Below are 23,539 nucleotides of genomic sequence, written 5' to 3'. Positions count from 1 at the left end.
CCCACTGAAAATGCAGGAATGCAAGCCGGGCCCCGACATGTCCGCGTACCGACTCCTCGCCCATAACTCCTGGTCGAATCGAGTTTCGTTCCGGAACCGGCCGGGTATCCGGCGGCGTCGCGACGGTCGGCAGCCGATGCGCGTCAGCGGTGCTCTCGGTATGCGCGAGGGGTGTTTCCGGTCCACCTCTTGAACGCACGGCGGAAGGCGCTCGGCTCGGAGAAACCGAGCCGGGACGACAGATCGTCGACCGCTTCACCGCGTCTCAGGCCCGCGATCGCGAGGTCGCGGAGGACCTCCTCGCGCAACTGCCCCAGCGACGTGCCCTCCTGGCGGAGCAGGCGTCGCAGATGGGGAGGGCTCACCGCGAGCCTGCCGGCGATGTCCTCGGCGGTCGCCGTCCGGCCGTCGATGCCCGATTCGAAGATCCGCCGCACCTGGGACGACACCGTCGACTCGTATTCACGTTCGGAGAGAATGAGATTCGGAGAATCCCGCAGGTACTCCTCGAGTGATTCCTCGGTCTGCACGAGTGGCGACTTCAGTGCAGCATTGTCGATCTCGAGCGCGGCCCGCCCCGCACCGAAGGTCACCGGCACGCCGAAGATCGCGTCGTAACTGCGGGCCAGGACGGGATCGGGTTCGGTGTACGGCAGGAACACCGACCCGAGGGGGACACGCCCACCCACCAGCCACGCGGCGAAGCGGTGCAGCAGCATGAGAAGGAAATCCACCACCACGCGGGTCTTGTCGTCCACGACCTCCGGCAGTTCCACGTCCAGGAAGGTGGTGGACGCACCCGGGGTCAGGCTCAACTGCGGCAGGGACCGGATGACATGGTTCACCTCGATCATCCGTTGCAGAGCGTGGTCGAGATCGGGTCGGTGGATGAGGGTCAGGCACATAACCCGGAAGGTGCCGCGGGGCACGGGAGCCGCTGCGATGCCGAAGAGTTCGTCGTCGGTGATCTGCCAGACCACCTGCGTGAAACGACTGACCTGGGCGGGCGTGAGCCGGGCATGGGGATGGGTGAGCACCGCGCGGCTGATGCGTGCTGCCTCGAGGGCCGGTTGCAGATCGATGCCCTCCTCGGCTCCCACCTGTACCGCTCGCGACACGAAGTCCGACGGGATGGTCGGTCGCAACATCTAGCGCGCCTCCTGCAATCCGTTCAGACGTGCCACCGCTTCGGTGAGCACCTCGTCCCGTTTGCAGAACGCGAAGCGCACCAGATGGTTCCATGACGCGGTGTCGTCCACGAAGACGCTCACCGGTACCGCGGCCACTCCGACGCGGCCCGGAAGTTCCCGGCAGAAGGCCACCGCGTCGGTCCGGCCGAGGGGTGTCAGATCGGCGCACACGAAATACGTTCCGGTGGAGCCGAACACTTTCAGGCCGGCCTCGGAGAGTGCGTGGGACAGGAACGTTCGCTTGCGCTCGAGGTCGGCGCGCATCGACGCGATCCATTCCTGTTCGTGCGTCAACGCATGTGCGACCGCCGGTTGGAAGGGCGCCCCACCGACGAACGTCATGAACTGTTTCGCGGCGCGCACCCCGTCGATCAGCTCGCGCGGGCCCATCGCCCACCCGATCTTCCATCCGGTGACGTTGAAGGTCTTGGCGGCACTCGAGACCGTGATCGTCCGTTCGGCCATGCCGGGCAACGATGCGAGCGGGATGTGCGTGCGGCCGTCGAAGACCAGATGCTCGTACACCTCGTCGGACAGCACCAGCAGTTCGCGTTCGCAGGCGAGCTCGGCCAGGGCGGTCAGCGCTTCACGGTCGTAGACGGTGCCGGTGGGATTGTGCGGGCTGTTGACGACCAGCATCCGTGTCCGGTCGGTGACGGCGGCGCGCAGGGCGTCGACGTCGAGCACGAAACCGTTCCCGGAACGGGTCAGCGGCACGGTCCGTCGCGTCGCGCCGGCGAGCGCCACCGAGGCCGCATACGAGTCGTAGTACGGCTCCGTGAGGAGCACCTCCTCTCCGGGTTCGACGAGCCCGAGGATGGCGGCGCTGATCGCCTCGGTGGCACCGACGGTGACGAGCACCTCGGATTCGGGGTCGTGGTGCAGGCCGTACCGTGCGGCACGGTCGGCGGCGATCGCCTCGCGCAGGACCGGCATGCCGGACCCGGGCGGGTACTGGTTGACCCCCTCGGTGATGGCGCGGCGGGCGATCTCGAGCATTGCGGGCGGGCCGTCGACGTCGGGAAATCCCTGCCCGAGGTTGATCGCGCCGTGCCGGACAGCGAGTTCGGTCATCTCGGCGAAGATCGTCGAGGCGAACGGTCGTAACCGGGAGACCGTACGAACTCGTCCCGAAGTCGTCGAATCAGCCATTCCTGCAGCGTAGCGCCCGCGGTGTCACATCCGTGAGGTCTGCCTCGTCTCCATGATGTAGGCCACCTCGAACCGGCGGAGTATCCGTCGGTCGCACCGGAAGGACACCGTCATGGCACGACTCGAAGCCGTCGCTCCCGACCGCACCGGTCCGATGACCCGTGCGATGTATGCGCTCGCCCGCCGCAGGTTCGGTTCGGTCCCCGAACCCTTCGCGGTGGCCGCGCACCATCCGCGGTTGATGCGTACGAGCGGAGTCCACGAGATGCTCGCCCAACGCGCCTCCACCGTCCTGCCCGCCGCGGTCCGGGAGATCGCCGTCTACCGCGTGGCGTGGACCGTCGGATGCTCGTGGTGCCTCGACTTCGGGACGATGCTGCAGCGACTGGACGGACTCGACACCGAACGACTCGCCCACATCGCCGAGTACGAGACCTCCGATCTCTACAGCGACGACGAGAAAGCCGCGATCGCCTATGCCGATGCGATGACCGGCGACGTGGCGAAGGAGGTCACCGACGAACAGGTCGCCGACCTCGAGCGTCGTTTCGGGCAGGCGGGCGTCGTCGAACTCACCTATCAGATCGCGCTCGAGAACATGCGTGCGCGCATGAACTCGGCGCTGGGCATCCACGATCAGGGATTCAGCACGGACGCCTGCCGGGTACCCTGGGCCGACGAAGCCGGGAACGCATGACGCCTAGTCGAAGATGCTGTAGGGCAGGAGCACTCCGCGTCCGAGCTTCTCGGGGTTCGCGATGTCGTAGGCCGCCCAGATCCGTCCGTCCCGCACGGTCCACGCCGTCACGCGCGGAGGGAAGCCCGGCCGACCGTCCTCGGCCGGGCGACCGCGGTTCAACAGACCCATCTCGCCGTTGACGAGGACCGGTTCGAAGGCCGTCAACGCCTCGGCTCCGTAGAGCCGCAGCAGTCCGAGGATGAACCGCGCGACCTTCTCGGCTCCGACCACGACGTTCAGCGCCGTACGGGTCGTGCCGCCGGCGTCGCCGATCATGCGGGCGTCGGGATGGAGCGCGGCGACGACGGCGTCGAGGTCGGCGCCCGCGAAGGCCGCGACGAGCCGCCCGACGGCCTCCTCGTGTTCGGCCGGTGAACTCGGCGGTGGAACGGCCGAGACCGTACGGCGGGCGCGGGAGGCCAGTTGGCGGGCGGTCGGGGTGGCGACGCCGAGGATGCGGGCGATGTCGTCGAACGGGATGTCGAACGCGTCGTGGAGCACGAACGCCACGCGCTGTGCCGGCGTCAGGCTGTCGAGGACGACGAGCGCGGCCAGGCGGTTGTCCTCGTCGCGCACGATCTCGTCGAGCGGGTCCGGGGGAGCGAGGGAGCCGAGGGGCGCCACGACGGGTTCGGGCAGCCACTGGCCCACGTAGGTCTCGCGGCGCACCGCGGCCGAGCGCAGTCTGTCGAGGCACAACCGTCCTACGACTGTCGTCAGCCAGGCACGCGGGTCGCGCACCTCGGAGACATCCGCGCCCACGAGTCGCAGCCATGCGTCCTGCACGGCGTCCTCGGCGTCGGCGATGCTGCCGGTGAGGCGGTACGCCACCGACAGCAGGTGGGTGCGGTTCTCCTCGAATGTCTTCTGGGTGCTCTCGTCGAGCATGGGGACGATGCTAGACGCGATCGGCTGCGGGGCGAAGGGGTGTCGATCGCGCGTACGGATGCTGTCGGGCGCCTATTCTCGTCCTCGAACGGAAGGGGCGCCGTGGACAAATACGACATCAAGCGTGAGCACCGCGAGCTGTACTCGTGCTCGGCCGAGGATTTCGCCGAGGTGCACGCTCCCGAGTTCGACTACCTCGCCGTGGACGGCAAGGGTGATCCGAACGGTTCCGAGGAGTACGCCGATGCCGTCGAGGCCCTCTACTCGGTGGCGTACACCCTGAAGTTCACCTCCAAGAAGGAACTCGGGCGGGATTTCGTCGTCGGACCTCTCGAAGGCCTGTGGTGGAGTGAGGACATGACCACCTTCCTCACGCGGGACAAGGACTCCTGGTCGTGGCGCATGCTCATCGCGCAGCCGCCCTGGATCACCGACGACATGATGAACGACGCGATCGAGACGGCGGGCGACAAGGCCCGGGCGAAGAAGAATCCGCTCCCGTCCCTGCCGCGTGTGCGGCCGTTCCGGCTGGCGGAGGGCAGGGCGCTGCAGATCCTGCACGTCGGGCCGTACGACGACGAAGGCCCCGTCCTGCAGTGCCTGCACACGCAGGTGATGCCCGAACGAGGGGTGACGTTCGCCGGCGACCACCACGAGATCTATCTGTCCGACCCTCGCCGCACGGCCCCCGAGAAGCTGAAAACCATTCTGCGTCAACCTGTCGCAGGCATACAGGAGCAATGATGGCCGTCACCAGCGCAGGTCTGATGTTCTACCGCGTCGACGACACCGGTCTGCTCAGCGTGTGGCTCGTCCACCCCGGCGGCCCGTTCTGGAAGGGGAAGGACGAAGCGGCCTGGTCGGTGCCGAAGGGGGAGTACGGGCCGGAGGAGGACCCCCGGGAGGTCGCCCTGCGCGAGTTCACCGAGGAGTGCGGGGTCGAACCGCCGGACGTGCCGCTGTCGTTGCTCGGTCGCTACCGGCAGTCGTCCGGCAAGATCGTCAGCATCTACGCAGGAGAGACGACGGACGAGCTGGAATTTGTCGAAAGCAACACGTGCGAGGTCGAATGGCCGCCGAAGTCCGGTAAGCGGATCACGATCCCGGAGGTCGACGATGCGCGCTGGATCGTCGCGGCGGACGCCGAGACGAAGCTGCACAAGGGGCAACGGCCGGCAATCGACGCGTTGCGTGCACGATTGGACGACGCCGGGCGGTACTACCGCGTCGACTGAACATCCGGCAGCGCAATGGGAACGAGGAACTGCCGGGCGGAAGAACTCTCGGCCGTCGCCCTGAGGACTTCAGAACGACCTGCGCGACTTCATGGAACACGCCCGGCAACTTCCGTCCTGGTCCGACCCGGCGGAACTCGAGACGGCCGGCGAAGGCCGGCACAGCTCTGTGCCGGCCTTCGTGGTTTCTGTCGCCTTCAGTTCTTCGGTACGTCAGCCTTCAGCGAATCGATTGCGGCCTGCAGGGCGGTGGTGGCGTCGTCGGCGACCTCCGCGAGTCCCGGTTGATCGGCGACCTGCACCATCATCTGCGGGTTCATCGCGTCGACCACGACCGTTTCCGGGTTGTTCGGATCGGTGCGGACCACGACGTTGCAGGGGAGCAGGAGCCCGATCTGCCTGTCGACCGTCACTGCGCGGTGTGCCAGTGGCGGATTGCATGCCCCGAGGATCACGTAGTCCTCCATGTCCTCGCCGAGCTTCGCCTTCAGGGTGGCCTTCATGTCGATCTCGGTGAGCACGCCGAATCCCTGCTCGGACAGCGCCTTACGGGTGCGTTCGACCGCGTCGGGGAACGAGGTGTGCAGGGTGGTCGAGAGTGCGAGTGTCATGGGTGTCCTGCTTTCTCTCGGAAGGGGGAGGGGTCAGGCCAGGGCGAGGAAGAGCTTCTCGAGTTCGACCTCGGTCATCGGTTCCTTGCCGTCCTCGGCATTGCCGTTCATGCATTCCTTCAGCCCGCTCGCCACGATCTTGAAACCGGCGCGGTCCAGCGCGCGCGACACGGCTGCAAGCTGAGTGACGACGTCCTTGCAGTCCCGGCCCTGTTCGATCATGGCGATCACTCCGCCGAGCTGACCCTGTGCGCGGCGCAGTCGGTTGAGTACCAATGCGATGCTGTCTTCGTCGCCGACCATGGAGGCGTCCTTTCCTAGTTCTGCAGACCAGTGTACCCCCGGGGGTATCAAATCGGCGTGTGAGTCGTGCGACCGACGGCACCCGGCGAGCGACCCGACGATCGCGGTGGCGCGTATCAGCGTCTTTGCCGTTGACGCACCACGCGGAGCATGACGACGAAGAACGCGACGAGCGTGACGATCAGAAGAATCGGGACGACGGGCACCTCCTGTGTCCACCGGCCGAGTGCTACTTGCAGATCGAACTGCTCGTCGACACCCATCGGCCCGGTGAGATTCGCGGTGCCGTCGGTGACGAGGAAGAGCGCGCCGATGCCGATGAACAGCAGCCCCGAGATCAAAGACGTGGTATGGGTTCGCAGGGGGCCGAGGGTGATGGGACGTCCTCGTAGCCAGGTGCGCTTTCGCAGCTCGAATCGTTCCCACGCGAGGGCCAGTGCGAACAGCGGCAGCGCCATACCGAGGGCGTAGACGGCCATCAGCACGGCCCCGTGCAGCGGGTGCCCCCCGGCGACCGCGATGGTCAGCACGCTCCCGAGCAGGGGTCCGGAGCAGAATCCTGCGAATCCGTACACGGCTCCGAGCGCGAACACCGACAGGGCGCCGGAGCCGGTCAGCGAGTTCGCGGCTTGCTGCGCCGACTTCGATGCGAAGCCTCCGCCGGCAACGGTCATGATGCCGAGACCGATGAGAATGATGCCGCTGACCAGGGTGATCACGGAGCGGTGCTGGGTCAGGAGCGCACCGATCAATCCCAGTCCGGCTCCCAGGGGCGCGAGTACCGAGGTCAATCCGGCGTAGAAGAGTGCGGTGCGTGCCGCCAGGCGCCCCGCACCGTCGAAGGCATACGCGAAGAACGAGGGCAGCAGCAGCGCCGAGCACGGGCTGAGCAGGGAGAGCACGCCGCCGAGCAGAGCGCCGAGCAGGCCGATCTCGGTCACTCCGCCGCCCCGGCTGCTGCCTCGATGGCCTGATCGAAGACTCCGAGCGGCTGTGCGCCCAGGATCGGGGTGCCGTTGATCACGAACGACGGCGTACTCGATACGCCGATGGTGTTCGCCTCGAGCATGTCGGCGTAGATGGACTGGTCGACGGACGGGTCCGCGGCCTCCCGGTCGAATCGATCCAGGTCGGGCACTCCGGCCGCAGCTGCGAAGCTGCGCAGAGATTCCGGCGTCAGGTCGGGATGGCCGCGATCGGGGGAAGCTGCGTAGACGGTCGCGTTGAATTCCCAGAACTTCCCCTGTGCGGCAGCGGCGCGTCCGGCACGGGCAGCGGCCATCGATTGGTCGCCGAAGATCGGAAGATCGCGCCATTCCATGCGCAGAATGCCCTCGTCGACGTACTTGTCGATCAGAGCCGGCTCGACGTCTCGGCTGAACTTGGCGCAGAACGGGCAGCGGTAGTCGGAGTACTCGATCAACACCACGGGAGCATCCACCGCACCGATCGCCAACGGGTCACCGTCGATGCGCCGGGACATATCTCCGACCGGTCCCATCTGCGGAGCCGTCACAGGGTCGGCCGCATCTTCGGCGCCGGTGCGGCCGACGACGAGAAACGCGAGCAGAACCGCGACGACGACGCCGAGCGCGCCGAGCAGCCACAGGTCCCGCCGGGTGCGGACGGTGTGTTTCGTCGGGGTCATGCGTGCCTCCACGGTCGGTCGCGCCGGAGTGGATCGACCGCCCCGAACTACTAAGCAGGATAGTAGCTCGAGCTACTAAGCTGGTTAGTAGTTGTGCCGCTCTCCGTCGACAAGGATCCCGATGTGACCACCCCTCCCGCAGCTCTCGAGACTCGCAATCCCGCAATCGCTCAGAAGAATTCGTATCGGATCAGAGCCCTGTTCCGAGCGGTGGCCGCGGGGGTGATCACTCTTCTGGTCGTCGGCGTACCGACGGACATCCTCGCGAATCCGTGGTTCGGCCGGGAGATCCCGGTGCGCTGGTGGGAATACCCGGTGCTCGGCGCGACCGTGGTGCTGACCGCGCTGTGGTTCGGTCTACAGAACTCCCACTCCGGCAGTCCGCGGACGGCGACACCCGCGGCCGGAGTGATGCTGACCGTGTTCGCCGTGGGCTGCCCGGTCTGCAACAAAGTGGTGCTCGTCACGATCGGCGCGTCCGGAGCACTCGGATGGTGGGCCCCGCTACAGCCGATCCTCGCCGTCCTTTCGCTGGCCCTGCTCGCCGGCGCCGTTCTCTACCGGTGGCGGCGACGTCCCTGCGACGACTCCTGTGAATCGCCGATCACACGGTGAGGCAGGACGCGGTCACGATTCCGACGACGGAGACTCCCGTGAGGAATGCGGGAAGAGCGGACAAGGCCACTGCGAAAGGACGAGTGGCGAAAGGACGAGCGAGTACGCCGTGCGAACGGCCGGACCGGCGAACCGGACTCAACCACCGGAGCCTCGCGTCGAGATACCCGTCGGATGCTTCTTCTCGTGCCGCCGGATCGAGCGTCGTTGCGCACCGGATCAGAGCATCGCGGACCGCATCGTGTCCGCAGGACTGCGCGGCCCGGCGATCTGCTGCCAGCTCGACGAGCACACGTATCCACGGCGCTCCCTGGCGGCACAGCGGCACGAACGGCAACGCCGTCCTCAGGGCCCCGCTGATCGCCACCAGCACATGGTGGCGACCGCGGATGTGTGCGTACTCGTGATCGAGTACCGCCCGACGCGTCGGTGGGTCCAGCGCTTTCAGTCCCTCGCCGGCCACGACAGTGCCGTTACGGCCGCCGATGCTGTATGCCGCGCAGGCGGTGTCCTGCAACCAGATGACTTCACCCCCGGCGTGTCTCCGGATCCTTCCGAGGATGCGGACCAGGTTGAGGTGGGCAACGGTTTCGCGGCGGTGCCTGCGGTACGAACGGGACACCACCACGGCGATCCGCACGAGAACCGCGCCCGCGACCACCCACAGCGCTGTCTCCAGATAGGGCAGCCACGGCAGCAATCCTTCGTCCCGCGCCGTACGCACACACGACGCTGGTACCGGCAGATGATCGATCTGCGAGCCGGGTCGCGTGGCTACCGCCAGGGGACCGCCGGCCAGTGCCGCGACGAACAGGACCTCGGTCGACACCCACGCGGTGAGCGCACCGCGCGGATCGCGGCCCGGGGAGGCCAGATGCGAAAGCCATCGCGGCGCTGTGAAACCGAGGACGAGCGCTGCCACGAACAGTGCTGCTGCAACGATCACGAGGGCAGATTCCTGCGGTTGCGGGCCGTGGTCCGCCGGGCGGCGCGGCGCAGGATCCGGGATTCGTCCTCCGTCGCAGAACTGGCGAAGTGCAGCATGACCTGTTCGGCGTCGCCGGACGTCCGGAGCACGTGCCGCAGCAGTTCTGCCGCGGTTTCCTCGCGGCTACGGGTTGCGCGGTAGCTGTAACCACGGCCGATTCGGCTGCGGGTGACCATGCCCTTGTTGTGCAGGTTGTCCAGGACCGTCATCACGGTCGTGTAGGCCGGCGACCGGTCGGGCTCGAGGCGTGCCAGCACATCGCGTACACGAAGGGGTTCGTCGCTCTGCCACAGCACGTCCATGATCGCCGATTCCAGCTCGCCGAGGCCCATCACGTCCGTGTCACCGCTTTCGTTTCACCATCGTCCGGGCCCGGCCCGGCGAAGTTCCACTCTACGGCCTGCATGCCGTCATCGAAGGCGGCATGCAGGCCGCTGGTGAAGAAGTTCGGCGCGGCGCTCAGGGGGTGGGTCCGCGCCGCACTTCCCGACCCGCGGAGACCCACGCCCTCGTCCCGCCGGCGACGGACACTGCGGACCGTCCCGCGGATTCGAGGATCTCGGCTCCACGCTTGCTCCGGTTTCCGGACGCGCAGATCACATAGACGGTCCCTCCCGGCGGTACCTCCCCTACGCGGGCGGACAGTTCGGGGAGGGGGATCGACCGAGCGCCGGGGACGTGGCCCCGGAGGTACTCGTAGTCCTCGCGGACATCGAGCACCGGAGCTCCGGACTCCCACGCCGTGATCAGAGCGACAGTGTCGACTTCCTGCATGGTGAACTCCTCGGTTCGGGTCTGTCGAGAACGGGTGAGCGCTTCCGCGTCGTGCGTTCAGACCGCCGCCGCGGCTGTGCGAGAGTGTCCTCCGAGGCGTTGCAGTGGGCAGTGCTCGCTGCGGTTGCAGACATAGGTGGCGCCGGCGGCGACCATAGTGAGTGCCGCCGTGGCAATGCCGACGCCGGGGTGGATCTCCTGCGCGAGGATGACGGAGGACATGATCAGCACGAACCAGCCGAAGCTCTTGCGCAGGGTGTCCGGATCGACCAGCGAGGTCAGGCGGCCGCCGATGAGGCTGCCCACGACGGCGGCACCGGTGACCATCGCCGCGAGACGCCAGTCGATCTGCACGGTGGACAGATAGCCTCCGAGTCCGGCGAAGGACTTCATGGCGATCACGATCAGCGACGTGCCGACCGCGATCGGCATGGGCAGGCCGCCGAGCAATGCCAGGGCCGGCACGACGAGGAAGCCGCCGCCGGCACCGACGAGACCGGTGACCAGGCCGACCACGACACCGTCGAGCAGGATCTTGCCGACGGGCATCGCAGCGTCGCCCTCACCGGGCGCGGCCTTGTTCTTGCGGCCGCGGAGCATGGCGATCGCTGTGGCGATCATCATCACGGCGAAGCCGAGCAGCAGTACGGTGCCCGGAATGAAGCGCGAGAGCAGACCACCGCCGTAGGCGCCGACCATGCCGGCCAGGCCGAACAGGATGCCGGTACGCCACTGCACGCGGCCGGCGCGAGCGTGGGAGATCGCGCCGACCGCGCTGGTGACACCCACGACCAGCAGCGAGGTGGCGATCGCCTCCTTTGCGTCCATCCCTGCGACGTAAGCGAGTAGGGGGACGGTGAGAATCGAGCCCCCGCCACCGAGCAGTCCGAGGGTGACGCCGACCAGGACCGCCAGGGCTACGGTCAGCGCGACCATGCCAGTTTCCTTTCGGCCGGGCAGGACGGACCTCCGGTCAACTGGGTGACGACGTTCTGGAGATCCCACTGTGCCCCGCGGTTGTAGGGCAGCTTGGACAGCAGCATGCCCATCGCGCAGGTGTCCGACAGTGCGGCGAAGGTCAACCCGCCGCCGATGCCGGCAGCGAGCCACTTGAGTTTCGGCACGGCGATGCTTCCGAGAACCGAGCCCAGGACGAGCGAGCCGGCGACGAGCCGGACCTGGCGTTCGAGATCCCAGCGATCTGCGCCGCGGTTGACGGGCAGGCCGGCCGATTCCCAGCCGAGCATGCCGCCCTCGAGGATGTGGAGGTTCGGCAACCCTGCTTCACGCAGGGCCTGTTCGGCCTGGCCGGCACGCTGACCGGAGCGGCACACCAGTACGACGTTCTCGTCGAGATGGGCGCAGAACTCGTCGCGATGCTCACGCAGCAGGTCGAGGGGGACGTTGTAGGCGCCGGGAATGTGCACGGACTCGAATTCGCCGGGAGTCCGGACGTCGACGATCCGTACGGGCCTGCCCGAATCGATCGACTCGTGCAGCGAATTCGGATCGACGGTGGCGGTAGGGGACTCGGTCATGAGTGGCCTTTCGAGCGTGAGGATCGGTAGGGGTTCGAGAAGGTGCCCCCGGGGGTATTGCAGGACCATCGTATACATACCCCTGGGGGTATATGCAAGAAATGTGATCGTCCGGGCAGGGCCGGGCTCCGGGAGCGAACTGATACCCCAGGGGGTACTTGACATACCCTAGGGGGTATATGCCACGATGTCCATATCACCGGAACGCCATCCGGATCCAGCAACGGAGGAATCCATGATTCTCGAGCAGTACTACATCGAGTGCCTCTCCCATGCGTCCTATCTCATCGGTGACGAGAACACGGGCAGGGCGGTCGTGGTCGATCCCCGCCGCGACATCACCGAATATCTTTCCGACGCAGAGAAGTACGGCCTGACCATCGAGGGTGTGATCAACACCCACTTCCACGCGGACTTCGTCTCCGGTCATCTCGAGCTGGTCGACGCCACGGGTGCGTGGATCGGATTCGGTGAAGCGGCGGAGACCGACTACCCGATCCGCCGTCTGCGTGACGGCGAGAAGTTGTCGCTGGGGGAGGTCGAACTCGAGATCCTGTCCACCCCGGGCCACACCTGGGAGTCGATCTCGGTGCTGGTGCGCGAGCATTCCGGCGCCGTCCCGGCCGCAGTGCTCACCGGGGACTCGCTGTTCATCGGCGACGTCGGACGTCCCGATCTGGTCAACCTCGGCGACGGCTCGAGTGCCGATCTGGCTCGCGCGATGTACCGCACCGTGCACGAGAAGCTGCTGACATTGCCCGACGAAGTCGTCGTCATGCCTGCTCACGGTGCCGGTTCGTCCTGCGGGAAGAACCTGTCGACCGAACTCACCTCGACCATCGGCGAACAGCGCGCCACCAACCCGTCCGTGCAACCGATGAGCGAGGACGACTTCGTCGCCCTGGTCACCGAAGGTCAGCCGGCCGCACCGTCGTACTTCTCGGTCGACGCCGCGATGAACAAGCGGATGCACCCGCTTCTGGCGCAGGATCACACGATTCCCGAGCTGAGCCCCGAGCGGATGAAGGCGGAACTCGCCGCCGGCACGCGTGTCCTCGATGCGCGCAGCGTCGACGACTTCGCCGCCGGGCATCTGCGCGGTTCGATCAACGTCGGATTCGACGGGCGTTTCGCCGAGACCGGCGGCATGGTCGCCGAGGTGGGCGAGAAGATCGTACTGATCACCTATCCCGGCGAGGAGCAGGACGCCGCGGTGCGTCTGGCCCGAATCGGATCGGACGGCGCTGCAGGCTATCTGAACGTCGATCGGGACGGGGTGTTCCCGGCGGAACTGGCCGATCTGGTCGAGACCGCATCCAGGACATCGGTCGACGAACTCGACCGGTTGCTCGCCGCCGACGCGGTCACCCTCGTCGACATCCGCAATCCCGGTGAGCGCGAGTTCGGAACCATTCCGGGTGCGATGCCGATCCCGCTGGCCCAGTTGCGTACCCGCTTGGACCAGGTCCCGTCCGGCAAGCCGATCGTCGTGCACTGTGCAGGGGGATGGCGTTCGAGCGTCGCGGCCTCACTGTTGCGGGCCCAGGGCTTCGAGAACGTCACGGATCTGCTCGGAGGCTACAACGCATGGGCCGAATCCCACGTCCCCGCCTGATCGTGCCGACCCCGAGAAGGAAGCAGAACTCATGACGACGAAGAACCTCACGATGGCGGACTTCGAATCCACCGTTCTCGGCAACGACATCGTGCTCGTCGACTTCTGGGCATCGTGGTGCGGCCCGTGCCGTGCCTTCGGGCCGGTCTTCGAGAAGTCGTCGCAGGCGCACCCCGAGATCGTGCATGCCAAGGTCGACACCGAAGCCGAACAGCAACTCGCTGCCACGGCGAACATCCGCTCGATTCCGACGATCATGGCCTTCCGGGAGGGTGTGCTCGTCTACTCGCAGCCCGGGGCGTTGCCGGCGCCGGCTCTCGAGGACCTGATCACCCGGATCGAGGCCCTCGACATGACCGAGATCCACAACCGGGCTGCCGAACGACGTGCAGCCTCGCGCTCCTGACCCCGTCGCCGGGTCCGTAGCGAATTCTCATCGAGGAGGACTCTCATGTGTTACCCCGTCGCCTGTCCGAACTGCGGAAAGACCGGATGGGGTGGATGCGGACAGCATGTCGACGCCGTCCTGCGTTCCGTCCCCGCCGCCGATCGCTGCACCTGCGGTCAGGACACCGTCCCGACCCGCGCCGAGCGTCGGAGCATACGGTCGCTCTTCCGTCGCTGACCTCGGCCGCAACAGGGAGACGGTGTACGAAACCCACCCACCGCTCCCGGCCGATCGGTAGGGGGCGGAAGACGGACACGATCCGAGGCGGTGAAGCGCCCGCGCGGATCGTGTCCACCACGGCGAAGGCCGGCACAGTCGATGTGCCGGCCTTCGTCGTGTGTGGACGAGGATTCACCCACTTCGGATCACTCTGCGCACAATCGTTGTGACCACCTCTGCCGGGCGGGGATGCTGTCACCGTCGCAGAACATCGAAGGGGGACGAACCGTGTCCGAGTGTCGGTTGTGTTGTCGCTGAGCGACAGTCATACCATCGTCGCACCACCGGTGCGTAGTTCCTGTACCCGGAAGGGCCGGGTACCCATCACCGCGCCCGTACCCTCGGGCCGATACAAGGACTCGAATCCTGATGCCCGCATCCCCTCTGCGCAGAAGTAGTCTGCGCGTCGTCGCTGCCGCCGCAGCGTTTCTCACCCTCGCCTCCGTCGCGACCGCGTGCTCGGGTTCCGGGGCGACCACCACCGCGGACGGAAGAACCGTCCTCCGCTACGAAGGTTCGGCCGGCCAGGTCGGATTCCCCGAACTCGCCGAAGCGCTCGGGTACTTCGAAGACGTCGAACTGGAGTGGATCGGAGACAACGGCAACGGTCCCCAGTCGCTCCAGAACACCGCCACGAACCAGGTCGACTTCGGTGGCGCGTTCAACGGTGCCGTGATCAAGGCGCAGGCCGGCAACTCACCGCTGACCTCCGTGCTCGCCTACTACGGCTCCGACGAGCAGACCTTCAACGGCTACTTCGTCCTCGAGGACAGCCCGATCCGCACCGCGCGCGATCTGATCGGCAAGAAGGTCGGCATGAACACCCTCGGTGCCCACCACGAATTCCTGGTGCGGGAGTGGCTCGCTCAGCAGGGCCTGACCCCCGAGGAGATCGCGCAGGTAGAGCTCATCGTGGTCCCGCCCGTCAACACCGAGCAGGCTCTGCGCGAAGGACAGATCGACGTCGGGACGCTCGGCAGCGTGTTCCGCGAGACCGCGGTGGAACGGGGCGGCATCCGGCCGCTGTTCACCGACGAGTCCCTCTTCGGGTCGTTCTCCTACGGGACACTCGTGTTCCGCAACGACTTCATCGAGCGGAACCGCGATGTCGTCGCCGACCTGGTGCAGGGCACGGCCCGTGCCATCCGCTGGACCCAGGTGACCCCGCGCGACGAGGTGATTGCGAAGTTCGAGGAGATCATCGACGGTCGTGGACGCAACGAGTCGACGAGCCTCGTCGCGTACTGGCGCAGCCCCGGCGTCGCCGGCCCCGGTGGGGTGATCACCGACCAGGAGATCCGGACGTGGATCGACTGGCTCACGCGCAACGGCGAGCTCGACGAAGGGCAGATCGAACTCGACGACGTCTACACGAACGAATTCAACCCCTACGCCAACGGCACCTACGAGCCCACCAGCGGCCCGAACGGCGAACCCCTCGAGGAGGCGAAGTGAGCGAGCCCAAACTCCGGATCGACCACGTCACCAAGAAGTTCCCGGTGCGCGGCACGAACGACACCTTCACCGCGCTCGACGACATCAGTCTCGACCTCGCCGACGGGGAGTTCCTCGTCCTGGTCGGACCGAGCGGTTGCGGAAAGTCCACCCTGCTCGACCTTCTCGGTGGTCTCAGCACACCGACCTCGGGGCAGATCCTGCTCGACGGGAGGCCCGTCACCGGTCCCGGACTGGACCGTGGAATCGTCTTCCAGCAGTACGCACTGCTCCCGTGGCGCACGGCCCGTAGCAACATCGAATTCGGTCTGGAGGCGAAGGGTCTGCCCAAGCGGGAGCGTCGCGATCTCGCCGGGCACTACCTCGATCTCGTAGGCCTGCACGGATTCGGCGACCGCTACCCGCACGAGTTGTCGGGAGGCATGAAGCAGCGCGTCGCCATCGCACGCAGCCTCGCCTTCGATCCCGAAGTGTTGCTCATGGACGAGCCGTTCGCGGCACTCGACGCCCAGACCCGCGAATCCTTGCAGGACGAACTGCTCCGCATCCGGCGCGAGACCGGCAAGACGATCCTGTTCATCACCCACGGCATCGACGAAGCCGTCTATCTGGGACAGCGCGTCGCGATCCTCACGTCCCGACCGGGTCGGATCAAGACCGTCGTCGACGTCGACATCGACCGGAACGTCGACGACGTCCGCTCGAGCGAAGCATTCCGGGCGCTGCGGCACGACATCTGGTCGCTGCTGCACTCGGAGGTGGCCCGCGCGCACGACCTCGAACTCGCCACAGCAACGGAAGAGGCCCAGCATGTCCAGCACTAGTGCCGTTCTGACGAAGCCCGAGCTCGACGACCGCATCACACCCGCAGTCACGCCGGCCGGATCCTCGGTGCGCAGCGTCGGGCGGCGTACCGGTGCCCTGGTGTGGCGTTTCGTCAAGCCGGCCGTCGCGATCGTCGCCTTCCTGGCGCTGTGGGAGATCGCTCCCCGGGTCGGGCTCGTCGACGAGGTGTTCCTGCCGCCGTTCACCACCGTGGTCGGAGCGTTCCTCGACCTGATCGGCAACGGTCAGCTCGCCGACCATCTGGCGGCGAGCCTGTCCCGCGCGCTCGTAGGGTTCTTCGTCGCCGTCGCGATCGCGGTGCCGCTCGGGGTGGCGATCGGTTGGTACAAGCCGGTCGCGGATCTGCTGAACCCGATCCTGGAGGTCTTCCGCAACACGGCCGCCCTCGCGCTGCTCCCGGTGTTCATCCTGATCCTGGGTCTCGGGGAGACCTCGAAGGTCGCGCTGGTGATCTATGCGTGCACTTTCCCGATCCTCCTCAACACCATCTCCGGTGTGCGCACGGTGGATCCGCTGCTGGTGAAGTCCGCGCGATCGCTGGGTCTTCCGGCGCACCGCCTGTTCCAGAAGGTCGTGCTGCCCGCGGCCGTGCCGACGATCTTCACCGGTGTCCGGATGGCGGCGGCATCGTCGATCCTGGTGCTCATCGCCGCCGAGATGGTCGGCGCGAAGGCCGGTCTCGGCTACCTGATCACCGCGTCGCAGCTGAACTTCCGGATCCCCGACATGTACGCGGGCATCATCGCGATCTCGCTCGTCGGGCTCGTCTTCAACGGCGTCCTCGTCGCGATCGAACGCCGCCTGTCGCGGTGGCGCGCCGACCAGTGATCCCCGCCGAACCGTCCGAGCCCCGAGTCGTGGCCGCATGACGGAGGGATTCGACCCGAAATCGCTGATCACCGCGGTCTTCGTGCCGTCGGCGATCTTCGGGATCGGCCAGGGTGCCGGTGCCCCCGTCGTGGCACTGCTCGCGCGCGAACTCGGCGCGTCGGTGCCCGTGGCGGGGGTGGTCGTCGCACTCGTCGCGCTCGGCGCCGTGAGCGGCGACCTGCCGGCGGGAAGCATCGTCGCGCGGTTGGGGGAGCGTCGCGCGATCCTAGCAGGTACCGCCCTGGGAACCGTCGGTGTCCTGGTCTCCCTCACGGCCTGGACACCGGCGGTTCTCGCCGCGGGCGCGGTACTCACCGGGTTCGCCAACGCGGTGTGGGGTCTGGCGCGACAGAGCTATCTCGCCGAGGCCGTGCCGATCGAGCGACGAGCACGGGCCATGGCGGCCTTCGCCACGATGTGGCGACTCGGTTTCTTCCTCGGTCCGTTCGCCGTCGGCGCCGTCGCCACCCTGTCCCTGGCCGCCGGTGCCCTGACCGTGGGCGGTCTGGCTCTGCTCGGAGCGGCCTGCATGTTCCGCTTCGTTCCGCGATACTCGCCATGGCCGCGGCGCACACTGGAACAGGTGGCGCCGGCCGAACCGGCACTGCACAACGTCACTTCGACCCTAGGACACGTATGCGTTTCGGATTGTTCGTCCCCCAAGGTTGGCGACTGGACCTCGTCGGCATCGACCCCTCCGACCAGTGGCAGGTGATGCGCGATCTCGCGCTCCGCGCCGATCGCGGACCGTGGGAATCGATCTGGGTGTACGACCACTTCCACACCGTCCCTGCGCCCACCGACGAGGCCACCCACGAGGCATGGAGCCTCGTGTCGGCTTTCGCCGCCGTCACCGAGCGTGTGCGCATCGGCCAGATGTGTACCGCCATGGCCTATCGCAACCCCGCCTATCTCGCGAAGGTCGCGGCCACCGCCGACATCATCTCCGGCGGGCGCATCGAGATGGGGATCGGTGGCGGATGGTACGAACACGAATGGCGCGCATACGGTTACGGATTCCCGTCGCCGGGTGAGCGGCTGCGCCGACTCGACGAGGGCGTGCAGATCTTCCGACAGGCGTGGACCACGGGTTCCGCGACGTTCTCAGGTAGGCATTACACCGTCGACGGAGCCATCGTCCGCCCGCTTCCGCTGCAGGAGGGCGGTATTCCGCTGTGGATCGCCGGCGGCGGCGAGAAGGTGACCTTGAAGATCGCCGCGAAGTACGCGCAGTACACCAACTTCGACGGCACACCCGAAGGGTTCGCGCGCAAGTCGGAGATCCTGCGTGAGCACTGCGCCGAGGTCGGCACCGACTTCGACGCCATCGTGCGATCGGCCAACTACAACGTGGCGATCGGCCGCACCGAAGCCGAGGTGCAGGACCGGCTCGAGGCACTGCGGGCCCGTCTCGAACCGATCGTCGGAGCGGAGAAGGCCGACGGGGCGCTCGACGCCTTCCGGGGGATGCCCGCCGTCGGCACCCCCGAGCAGATCGTCGAGAACCTCACCGCGCTGAAGAAGCAGGGGCTCGAGTACGCGATCTTCTACGTTCCCGAGGCCGCCTACGACACCTCGGGGCTGGAACTGCTCGAGAAGGAAGTGCTCCCGCACCTCGCGTGATGCCCACTGCCCCTGAGCGCTGGAGGGGCCAGCCGTTCACGGGCCGTGTGGGTCGTCGGCCGACAATCCGGCGACCCACAACGTCCCGCGGCACGCCCCCGTCACCGCAGTTCGGGCGGCAGTTCCTTGCTCGCCAGTTCGAGGCGACGCTCGTCGGTGGCGTCGACCTGGTCCACCATCTTCAGCTTGTCCTTCAGCACGCGCCACTCCACCTCGGGGATCTGCGCGACCGCGTCGGCGATGACCTTCTGATCACGGGTACCCCAGGCGATCGGCATGGGGCCGACCATCTGCCACACCCCCGAGTCGTTGCGGGTCGTGCGGTCGGAAAGGACCGCGGCACACGGCACGCGCTCACCGATCGCGATCCGGTGACCCGGCACCGCCTCCACGTTGCGGGTGACCAGGGCGAAGTGCCGGCCGGACGTCTCGGGCTTGGCGATGTCGACGAGCGCGAGCAGCGTCAGCCCGCGGGCACGCTCGGCGGCGACGACGGCCGGGACGAGAGGGCTGTCGCGGTAGAGCTGTTCGATGGTCCCCACCTTGCGCGGCGCCCACAGCGCCACCCACACCGACGTCGCGGCCGCGACCGCCAGCACGGCGGCGACGATGTACGCCCAGGCTTCGCCGAGCAGGAACAGACCCGCCGCACCCGCGACGCACACCAGGCCGACGAATATCGCCGACCACCGCAGACGACGGACATCCGCGAGGGTCTGGTTCACGGCCTTGGCATGGGGCAGGTCCACAGGGAAGTCGAAGCGGCGCACGCCGCCAGCTTATTGGAGCCCTTGGGCCGACCACTGTCGGCCTCCGGCGGCGAGCCCGACCACGACGGGCTCGAGCAGAATGCGCACAACGGCGCTTTCGCGCGCAACGGTGACTCGGTGAGGGACGTGGCCACACACTCTGCTGTAGCAGAGATCACACAACCCTCACGGCTTCGAGCCGGACCCCCACACCAGACCTCCGGTCGCGCCCGCGACCCGTGGTCGACGTGTGCCCGGACCGGCCCCGATCACGTCAGAAAGTGGGCACCGCCATGCTCGTCGTCCTCGGCTTCCTGATGGTCGCCACGTTCATGTACCTGATCATGTCGAAACGGGCCACCCCGGTCGTCGGCCTGATCCTGATCCCGGTCGCGTTCGGCCTGATCGCCGGAGCCGGCACCGACATCGGCGACATGATCGTCGACGGCGTCGAAAGTCTCGCCCCCACAGCGGCGCTGCTGTTCTTCGCGATCATCTTCTTCGGCATCATGATCGACGTCGGCCTGTTCGACCCCCTCGTGCGGCTCATCCTGCGGCTCGTGCGCGACGACCCGGCACGACTGGTGATCGGAACCGCTGTGCTGGCGATGGTCGTCTCCCTCGACGGGGACGGGTCCACGACGTTCATCATCACCACCTCCGCACTGTTGCCGCTCTACCTGAAACTGAAGGTCAGCCCGGTCGTCCTCACCGTCGTCGCGGGCCTGGCGAACGCCACGATGAACATCATCCCGTGGGGCGGGCCGACGGTCCGTGCAGCCAGCGCGCTCGGGTTGTCCCCGTCCGACGTGTTCGTCCCGATGATCCCGTCGCTCGTCGTCGGACTCGTGGTCGTGCTGGGCTTCGCTGCTCACCTGGGCTTCGTCGAACGTCGCCGTCTCGGAAAGCTCACGTGGAAGCCCGACCTGATGCCGCTCGGCGCTGGTCCGTCCGGAGTGGGTACGACGGTCGGAAAGGGCACCGATACGACCGACGGGGAGGTCGGTCGGTTGGCTGCCGGACTCGACCCCGACCGTCCGACCCTGCGTCCGCGTCTGCTGCCCTTCAACGCGATCCTCACGGTGGCGCTGCTCGTCGTCCTCGGCCTCGACATCCTGCCGATCCCCGTGCTGTTCATGATCGCCGCCGGTATCGCGCTGGCCGTGAATTTCCCTCGCGTCGTCGATCAGTCCGCCGCGATCGCACGCCATTCGTCGAGCATCGTGTCGGTCGTCGCGATGGTGTTCGCCGCCGCCGTCCTGACCGGCGTGTTCCAAGGCACCGGCATGGTCGAATCGATGGCGTTGTGGCTCACCGGCGTCGTCCCCGACGCACTCGGCCCGTTCCTCGCCGTCATCACCGGCCTGCTCAGCATCCCGATGACCTTCTTCATGACCAACGACGCCTTCTACTTCGGGGTGCTCCCGGTGCTGGCGGAGACGGCAGCGCAGTACGGCATCGAACCGGTCGAGATGGCGCGCGCATCGATCACCGGACAGCCCGTCCACATGCAGAGCCCGCTGGTCCCGGCGATTCTGCTGCTGGTGACCCTCGCCGGGGTGCCACTGGCCGACCATCACCGCAAGGTGCTGTGGCGCGCCGGAGTGGTGTCGGTCGTGATGCTCGTCGTCGGGGTGGTACTCGGGCAGATTCCGTTCGGATGAGATCGGCCCCGGGCCACACTGGACGGATGGGACGAACGGGAGCGACGCCGTGAAACTTCGCACCCAGGTACTTCTGCTCCAGTCCGCGGTGGTGGCGGTGGCACTCGGCATCGGATTCACGGTGTTCGCCACCACCACCGAGGACCGAGTCACCGACGAGCACGGTCAGCGGGCGCTCGCGATCGCACGGTCGGTGTCCGCGGACCCGACCGTGCGGGACGAGGTCGCACGCTATTCGGCCGCCGACGACGGGGTGGTTTCCCCGGACAACCCGGAACTCGCATCCGGTGCGGTGCAGGAGGCCGCCGAGGCCGTCCGCACCGCCACCGGAGCGTTGTTCGTCGTGGTCACCGACGACCAGGGACTCCGGCTCGCGCATCCCGATCCGGAGCAGCTCGGCCGGAGGGTGAGCACCGACCCCACCGAGGCACTCGCCGGACGGGAGGTCGTGACCAGCGAGTCGGGCACGCTCGGCGATTCGGTCCGGGCCAAGGTGCCGGTGAGCGATCCCGTCTCGGGCAGGGTGGTCGGGGAGGTGAGCGTCGGCATCGCCACCGACCGGGTGCGCGCCGACCTGCGCAGCGACCTCGCCGATGCCGTCCTGATCGCGCTCGCAGCACTCGTGTGCGGTGCTGTCGGATCGTTGCTGCTCGCCAACCGCTGGAAGCGGCTCACTCTGGGACTCGAACCCGAACAGCTCACCGAGCTGGTCCGCGAACAGGAGGTCGTGCTGCACGGGATCTCCGACGGGGTCGTCGGCACCGACGCGCGCGGCAACGTCACCGTCGTCAACGCCGAGGCGCGTCGTCTGCTCGATCTCGACGACGCAATCGGTCGCAGTGTCGACACCCTCGGAATGACCCCGCGGTTGCTCGACGTGCTGCGCTCCGCGGAGGGCATCCCGGTTGCGGCGACCACCGGCGACCGGGTCGTCGTCGCCGTTTCGCGGCGTGTGGTGCGCGACGGCCGGGATCTCGGCACGGTGATGTCGGTGCGGGACCGGACCGACATCGAGACGCTCACGCGCGAACTCGACGCGGTCAAGGCGATGAGTACGGCACTGCGGGCCCAACGGCACGAGTTCGCGAACCGGCTCCACCTGCTCGACGGACTGCTCCGCCGGGGGCATGCGGAGCAGGCGCTCGAGTACATCGAACAGATCCTCGGTTCGGGTCCGCTCGGTGAACAGCTCGAGGGCATCGACGCGATCACCGACCCGTACCTGCACGCCTTCCTCGTCGCGAAGGCCGCGCATGCGCGCGAGCAGGGAGTCACGCTCGTGCTCGGCGAGAACACGTGGGTGCACGCCACCGTGCGGGCACCCGTCGACGTCACGACGGTGCTCGGCAACCTGCTCGACAACTCGATCGAGGCGGCACGCACGAGCGGGCGCGCTCCGGCCGAGGTCGAGGTGGAACTGATGGAGGACGGTGCCGACCTGCACGTGAGTGTCGCGGACACCGGCGACGGCGTCGATCCCGCGCTGCCCGACGTCTTCGCCGAGGGCGCAACGACCCGCAGCGATCCGACGGTGCCCGGTGGCCGGGGAATGGGGCTGGCGCTGGCACGGCGCATCGCGCGGCTGCACGGCGGCGACGTCGTGCTGGCGGACCGTGGCGGGCAGCGCACGCCGGAGAATCCGACCGGGGGTGCGGTCTTCCTGGCGACGCTGCCCGGGATGCTCGACGAAAGGGACACGGGATGGGCGGAACGGATCTGAAGGTCCTCGTCGTCGACGACGACTTCCGGGTCGCCGAACTCCACGCCTCCGTGGTCTCGGGTGTGGCGGGATTCGAGGTCTGCGCGGTCGCCGGGAGCATCGCGGCGGCCCGGGACGCCGTTCGGGCCGGTCCCGTCGATCTCGCCCTCGTGGACGTGTACCTACCGGACGGCTCCGGGATCGACCTGATCCGGAGCCTCGAATGCGACAGTTTCGTGCTCGGTGCCGCCGGCGAGGGCACGACGGTGCGCGCGGCACTCACCGCCGGTGCGCTGGTGTATCTGGTCAAGCCGTTCGCAAGCACCGAACTGGCCCGGCGGCTGGCGGCCTACGCGCAGTACCGCAGGGTCGTCGCGGGGGAGGAGCTCACCCAGACCGAGATCGACACGGCGCTGGCCGCACTGCGGCCGGTGTTGCCGGCCGCCCGCCCGGCACCCTCGCGTTCGATGACCGAAGAGCTCGTGATGCAGGCGCTCCGGGAATCACCGGAACCGATGTCGGCGGGGGAGGTGGCCGTGACGATCGGGGTGTCGCGCGCGACCGCACAGCGCTATCTCGCGGCGCTCGTCGCGAAGAAACGCCTGCGGATGCAGTTGCGCTACGGCACCACCGGCCGCCCCGAACAGGAATACCGGCCGCAGTGACACGA

At 67.6% G+C, this 23,539-nt stretch carries 27 protein-coding genes and 1 pseudogene; 15 read left to right on the top strand and 13 right to left on the bottom strand.

The features are described from left to right. Positions 1 to 143: 143 nt before the first annotated feature. Both BLV31_RS21735 and BLV31_RS21730 read right to left on the bottom strand, forming a co-directional pair. Complete coding sequence (locus BLV31_RS21735; protein WP_006551717.1) at positions 144 to 1,148, bottom strand: AraC family transcriptional regulator; 1,005 nt, start codon at positions 1,146 to 1,148, stop codon at positions 144 to 146. Next, positions 1,149 to 2,342 carry a pyridoxal phosphate-dependent aminotransferase gene (locus tag BLV31_RS21730; protein ID WP_033096801.1) on the bottom strand — a complete coding sequence of 398 codons (1,194 nt, stop codon included), beginning with the start codon at positions 2,340 to 2,342 and terminating at the stop codon, positions 1,149 to 1,151. A gap of 112 nt (positions 2,343 to 2,454) precedes the next feature. On the opposite strand from BLV31_RS21730, the gene BLV31_RS21725 reads away from it, so the two are divergent. Beyond that, positions 2,455 to 3,039, top strand: a complete 585-nt coding sequence (locus tag BLV31_RS21725; protein ID WP_064060233.1) for a carboxymuconolactone decarboxylase family protein — start codon at positions 2,455 to 2,457, stop codon at positions 3,037 to 3,039. Between the two features lie 3 nt (positions 3,040 to 3,042). Here BLV31_RS21725 and BLV31_RS21720 read toward each other — a convergent pair whose 3' ends face one another. Then, positions 3,043 to 3,969 carry a sigma-70 family RNA polymerase sigma factor gene (locus BLV31_RS21720; protein ID WP_064060232.1) on the bottom strand — a complete coding sequence of 309 codons (927 nt, stop codon included), beginning with the start codon at positions 3,967 to 3,969 and terminating at the stop codon, positions 3,043 to 3,045. A 102-nt stretch (positions 3,970 to 4,071) separates the two neighbouring features. Here BLV31_RS21720 and BLV31_RS21715 point away from each other — a divergent pair, with 102 nt between their 5' ends. Together BLV31_RS21715 and BLV31_RS21710 are read left to right on the top strand one after the other, a co-directional pair. Then, entirely contained in the window at positions 4,072 to 4,713 is a 642-nt protein-coding gene (locus BLV31_RS21715; RefSeq protein WP_006551712.1) for a GyrI-like domain-containing protein, read from the top strand. Further along, positions 4,713 to 5,204: an NUDIX hydrolase gene (locus BLV31_RS21710; protein WP_006551710.1), complete on the top strand. Its 492-nt coding sequence runs from the start codon at positions 4,713 to 4,715 to the stop codon at positions 5,202 to 5,204. Before BLV31_RS21715 ends, BLV31_RS21710 begins: the two co-directional genes overlap by 1 nt. 197 nt (positions 5,205 to 5,401) lie before the next feature. On the opposite strand, the gene BLV31_RS21705 is transcribed toward BLV31_RS21710, so the two are convergent. From BLV31_RS21705 to BLV31_RS21690, 4 genes are all read right to left on the bottom strand, one after another. Then, positions 5,402 to 5,815 (bottom strand): DUF302 domain-containing protein, encoded by a 414-nt coding sequence (locus BLV31_RS21705; protein ID WP_006551709.1) that lies wholly within the window; start codon positions 5,813 to 5,815, stop codon positions 5,402 to 5,404. A 33-nt stretch (positions 5,816 to 5,848) separates the two neighbouring features. Then, positions 5,849 to 6,118, bottom strand: coding sequence for a metal-sensitive transcriptional regulator (locus BLV31_RS21700; protein WP_006551708.1), 270 nt, complete (start codon positions 6,116 to 6,118; stop codon positions 5,849 to 5,851). A 116-nt stretch (positions 6,119 to 6,234) separates the two neighbouring features. Next, entirely contained in the window at positions 6,235 to 7,059 is an 825-nt protein-coding gene (locus BLV31_RS21695; protein ID WP_033096797.1) for a cytochrome c biogenesis CcdA family protein, read from the bottom strand. After that, positions 7,056 to 7,766, bottom strand: coding sequence for a DsbA family protein (locus tag BLV31_RS21690; protein ID WP_033096796.1), 711 nt, complete (start codon positions 7,764 to 7,766; stop codon positions 7,056 to 7,058). Before BLV31_RS21690 ends, BLV31_RS21695 begins: the two co-directional genes overlap by 4 nt. Positions 7,767 to 7,889: 123 nt before the next feature. On the opposite strand from BLV31_RS21690, the gene BLV31_RS21685 reads away from it, so the two are divergent. Continuing rightward, the gene (locus BLV31_RS21685; protein WP_232333437.1) at positions 7,890 to 8,381 is read left to right on the top strand and encodes a hypothetical protein; all 492 of its coding nucleotides are present in this window, start codon (positions 7,890 to 7,892) and stop codon (positions 8,379 to 8,381) included. Here the strand turns inward: BLV31_RS21685 and BLV31_RS21680 are convergent. From BLV31_RS21680 to BLV31_RS21660, 5 genes are all read right to left on the bottom strand, one after another. After that, on the bottom strand, positions 8,371 to 9,327 hold the full coding sequence (locus BLV31_RS21680) for a M56 family metallopeptidase (RefSeq protein ID WP_033096794.1): 957 nt from the start codon (positions 9,325 to 9,327) through the stop codon (positions 8,371 to 8,373). The two genes, BLV31_RS21685 and BLV31_RS21680, sit on opposite strands and share 11 nt — an antisense overlap. After that, on the bottom strand, positions 9,324 to 9,701 hold the full coding sequence (locus BLV31_RS21675) for a BlaI/MecI/CopY family transcriptional regulator (protein ID WP_081263359.1): 378 nt from the start codon (positions 9,699 to 9,701) through the stop codon (positions 9,324 to 9,326). The genes BLV31_RS21680 and BLV31_RS21675 overlap by 4 nt, the downstream gene beginning before the upstream one ends. A 127-nt stretch (positions 9,702 to 9,828) precedes the next feature. Next, on the bottom strand, positions 9,829 to 10,143 hold the full coding sequence (locus BLV31_RS21670) for a rhodanese-like domain-containing protein (RefSeq protein ID WP_006551700.1): 315 nt from the start codon (positions 10,141 to 10,143) through the stop codon (positions 9,829 to 9,831). Between the two features lie 57 nt (positions 10,144 to 10,200). After that, the gene (locus tag BLV31_RS21665) at positions 10,201 to 11,079 is read right to left on the bottom strand and encodes a sulfite exporter TauE/SafE family protein (protein ID WP_064060231.1); all 879 of its coding nucleotides are present in this window, start codon (positions 11,077 to 11,079) and stop codon (positions 10,201 to 10,203) included. Next, a complete protein-coding gene (locus tag BLV31_RS21660) occupies positions 11,067 to 11,681 on the bottom strand; it encodes a rhodanese-like domain-containing protein (protein ID WP_006551698.1) in 615 nt (204 codons plus the stop codon). Before BLV31_RS21660 ends, BLV31_RS21665 begins: the two co-directional genes overlap by 13 nt. 235 nt (positions 11,682 to 11,916) lie before the next feature. Between BLV31_RS21660 and BLV31_RS21655 the strand changes: the two genes are divergently transcribed. The 8 genes and pseudogenes from BLV31_RS21655 to BLV31_RS21625 all read left to right on the top strand — a co-directional run bounded on the left by BLV31_RS21655 (position 11,917) and on the right by BLV31_RS21625 (position 18,757). Next, positions 11,917 to 13,296, top strand: a complete 1,380-nt coding sequence (locus BLV31_RS21655) for an MBL fold metallo-hydrolase (RefSeq protein ID WP_006551697.1) — start codon at positions 11,917 to 11,919, stop codon at positions 13,294 to 13,296. A gap of 31 nt (positions 13,297 to 13,327) precedes the next feature. Further along, a complete protein-coding gene (gene trxA / locus BLV31_RS21650; RefSeq protein ID WP_006551696.1) occupies positions 13,328 to 13,702 on the top strand; it encodes a thioredoxin in 375 nt (124 codons plus the stop codon). A gap of 45 nt (positions 13,703 to 13,747) precedes the next feature. Beyond that, positions 13,748 to 13,921 carry a DUF8730 family Cys-rich protein gene (locus tag BLV31_RS26075; protein WP_496559996.1) on the top strand — a complete coding sequence of 58 codons (174 nt, stop codon included), beginning with the start codon at positions 13,748 to 13,750 and terminating at the stop codon, positions 13,919 to 13,921. Positions 13,922 to 14,332: 411 nt separating this feature from the next. Beyond that, positions 14,333 to 15,418: an ABC transporter substrate-binding protein gene (locus BLV31_RS21645; RefSeq protein ID WP_006551694.1), complete on the top strand. Its 1,086-nt coding sequence runs from the start codon at positions 14,333 to 14,335 to the stop codon at positions 15,416 to 15,418. Next, on the top strand, positions 15,415 to 16,242 hold the full coding sequence (locus BLV31_RS21640) for an ABC transporter ATP-binding protein (RefSeq protein ID WP_006551693.1): 828 nt from the start codon (positions 15,415 to 15,417) through the stop codon (positions 16,240 to 16,242). The genes BLV31_RS21645 and BLV31_RS21640 overlap by 4 nt, the downstream gene beginning before the upstream one ends. Continuing rightward, positions 16,229 to 17,092 carry an ABC transporter permease gene (locus BLV31_RS21635; RefSeq protein ID WP_064060230.1) on the top strand — a complete coding sequence of 288 codons (864 nt, stop codon included), beginning with the start codon at positions 16,229 to 16,231 and terminating at the stop codon, positions 17,090 to 17,092. Before BLV31_RS21640 ends, BLV31_RS21635 begins: the two co-directional genes overlap by 14 nt. A gap of 37 nt (positions 17,093 to 17,129) precedes the next feature. Further along, a pseudogene (locus BLV31_RS21630) lies at positions 17,130 to 17,681 on the top strand (MFS transporter); the annotation flags it as partial. A gap of 89 nt (positions 17,682 to 17,770) precedes the next feature. Next, complete coding sequence (locus BLV31_RS21625; RefSeq protein WP_006551691.1) at positions 17,771 to 18,757, top strand: LLM class F420-dependent oxidoreductase; 987 nt, start codon at positions 17,771 to 17,773, stop codon at positions 18,755 to 18,757. Between the two features lie 101 nt (positions 18,758 to 18,858). On the opposite strand, the gene BLV31_RS21620 is transcribed toward BLV31_RS21625, so the two are convergent. Further along, on the bottom strand, positions 18,859 to 19,527 hold the full coding sequence (locus BLV31_RS21620) for a DUF3239 domain-containing protein (RefSeq protein ID WP_033096788.1): 669 nt from the start codon (positions 19,525 to 19,527) through the stop codon (positions 18,859 to 18,861). A 272-nt stretch (positions 19,528 to 19,799) separates the two neighbouring features. Here BLV31_RS21620 and BLV31_RS21615 point away from each other — a divergent pair, with 272 nt between their 5' ends. The 3 genes from BLV31_RS21615 to BLV31_RS21605 are packed head-to-tail and all read left to right on the top strand — an operon-like array spanning position 19,800 to position 23,534. Next, positions 19,800 to 21,170, top strand: coding sequence for a CitMHS family transporter (locus BLV31_RS21615; RefSeq protein WP_024103076.1), 1,371 nt, complete (start codon positions 19,800 to 19,802; stop codon positions 21,168 to 21,170). A 49-nt stretch (positions 21,171 to 21,219) separates the two neighbouring features. Then, complete coding sequence (locus tag BLV31_RS21610; RefSeq protein ID WP_064060228.1) at positions 21,220 to 22,890, top strand: ATP-binding protein; 1,671 nt, start codon at positions 21,220 to 21,222, stop codon at positions 22,888 to 22,890. Then, positions 22,872 to 23,534, top strand: coding sequence for a response regulator (locus tag BLV31_RS21605; RefSeq protein WP_006551688.1), 663 nt, complete (start codon positions 22,872 to 22,874; stop codon positions 23,532 to 23,534). The genes BLV31_RS21610 and BLV31_RS21605 overlap by 19 nt, the downstream gene beginning before the upstream one ends. Positions 23,535 to 23,539: the final 5 nt, after the last annotated feature.

It is taken from the genome of Rhodococcus pyridinivorans (genome assembly GCF_900105195.1).
Taxonomy (GTDB): Bacteria; Actinomycetota; Actinomycetes; order Mycobacteriales; family Mycobacteriaceae; genus Rhodococcus; species Rhodococcus pyridinivorans.
The sequence above is the reverse complement of the archived record's forward strand: the minus strand, read 5'-3'. Positions and strand labels throughout refer to the sequence as shown.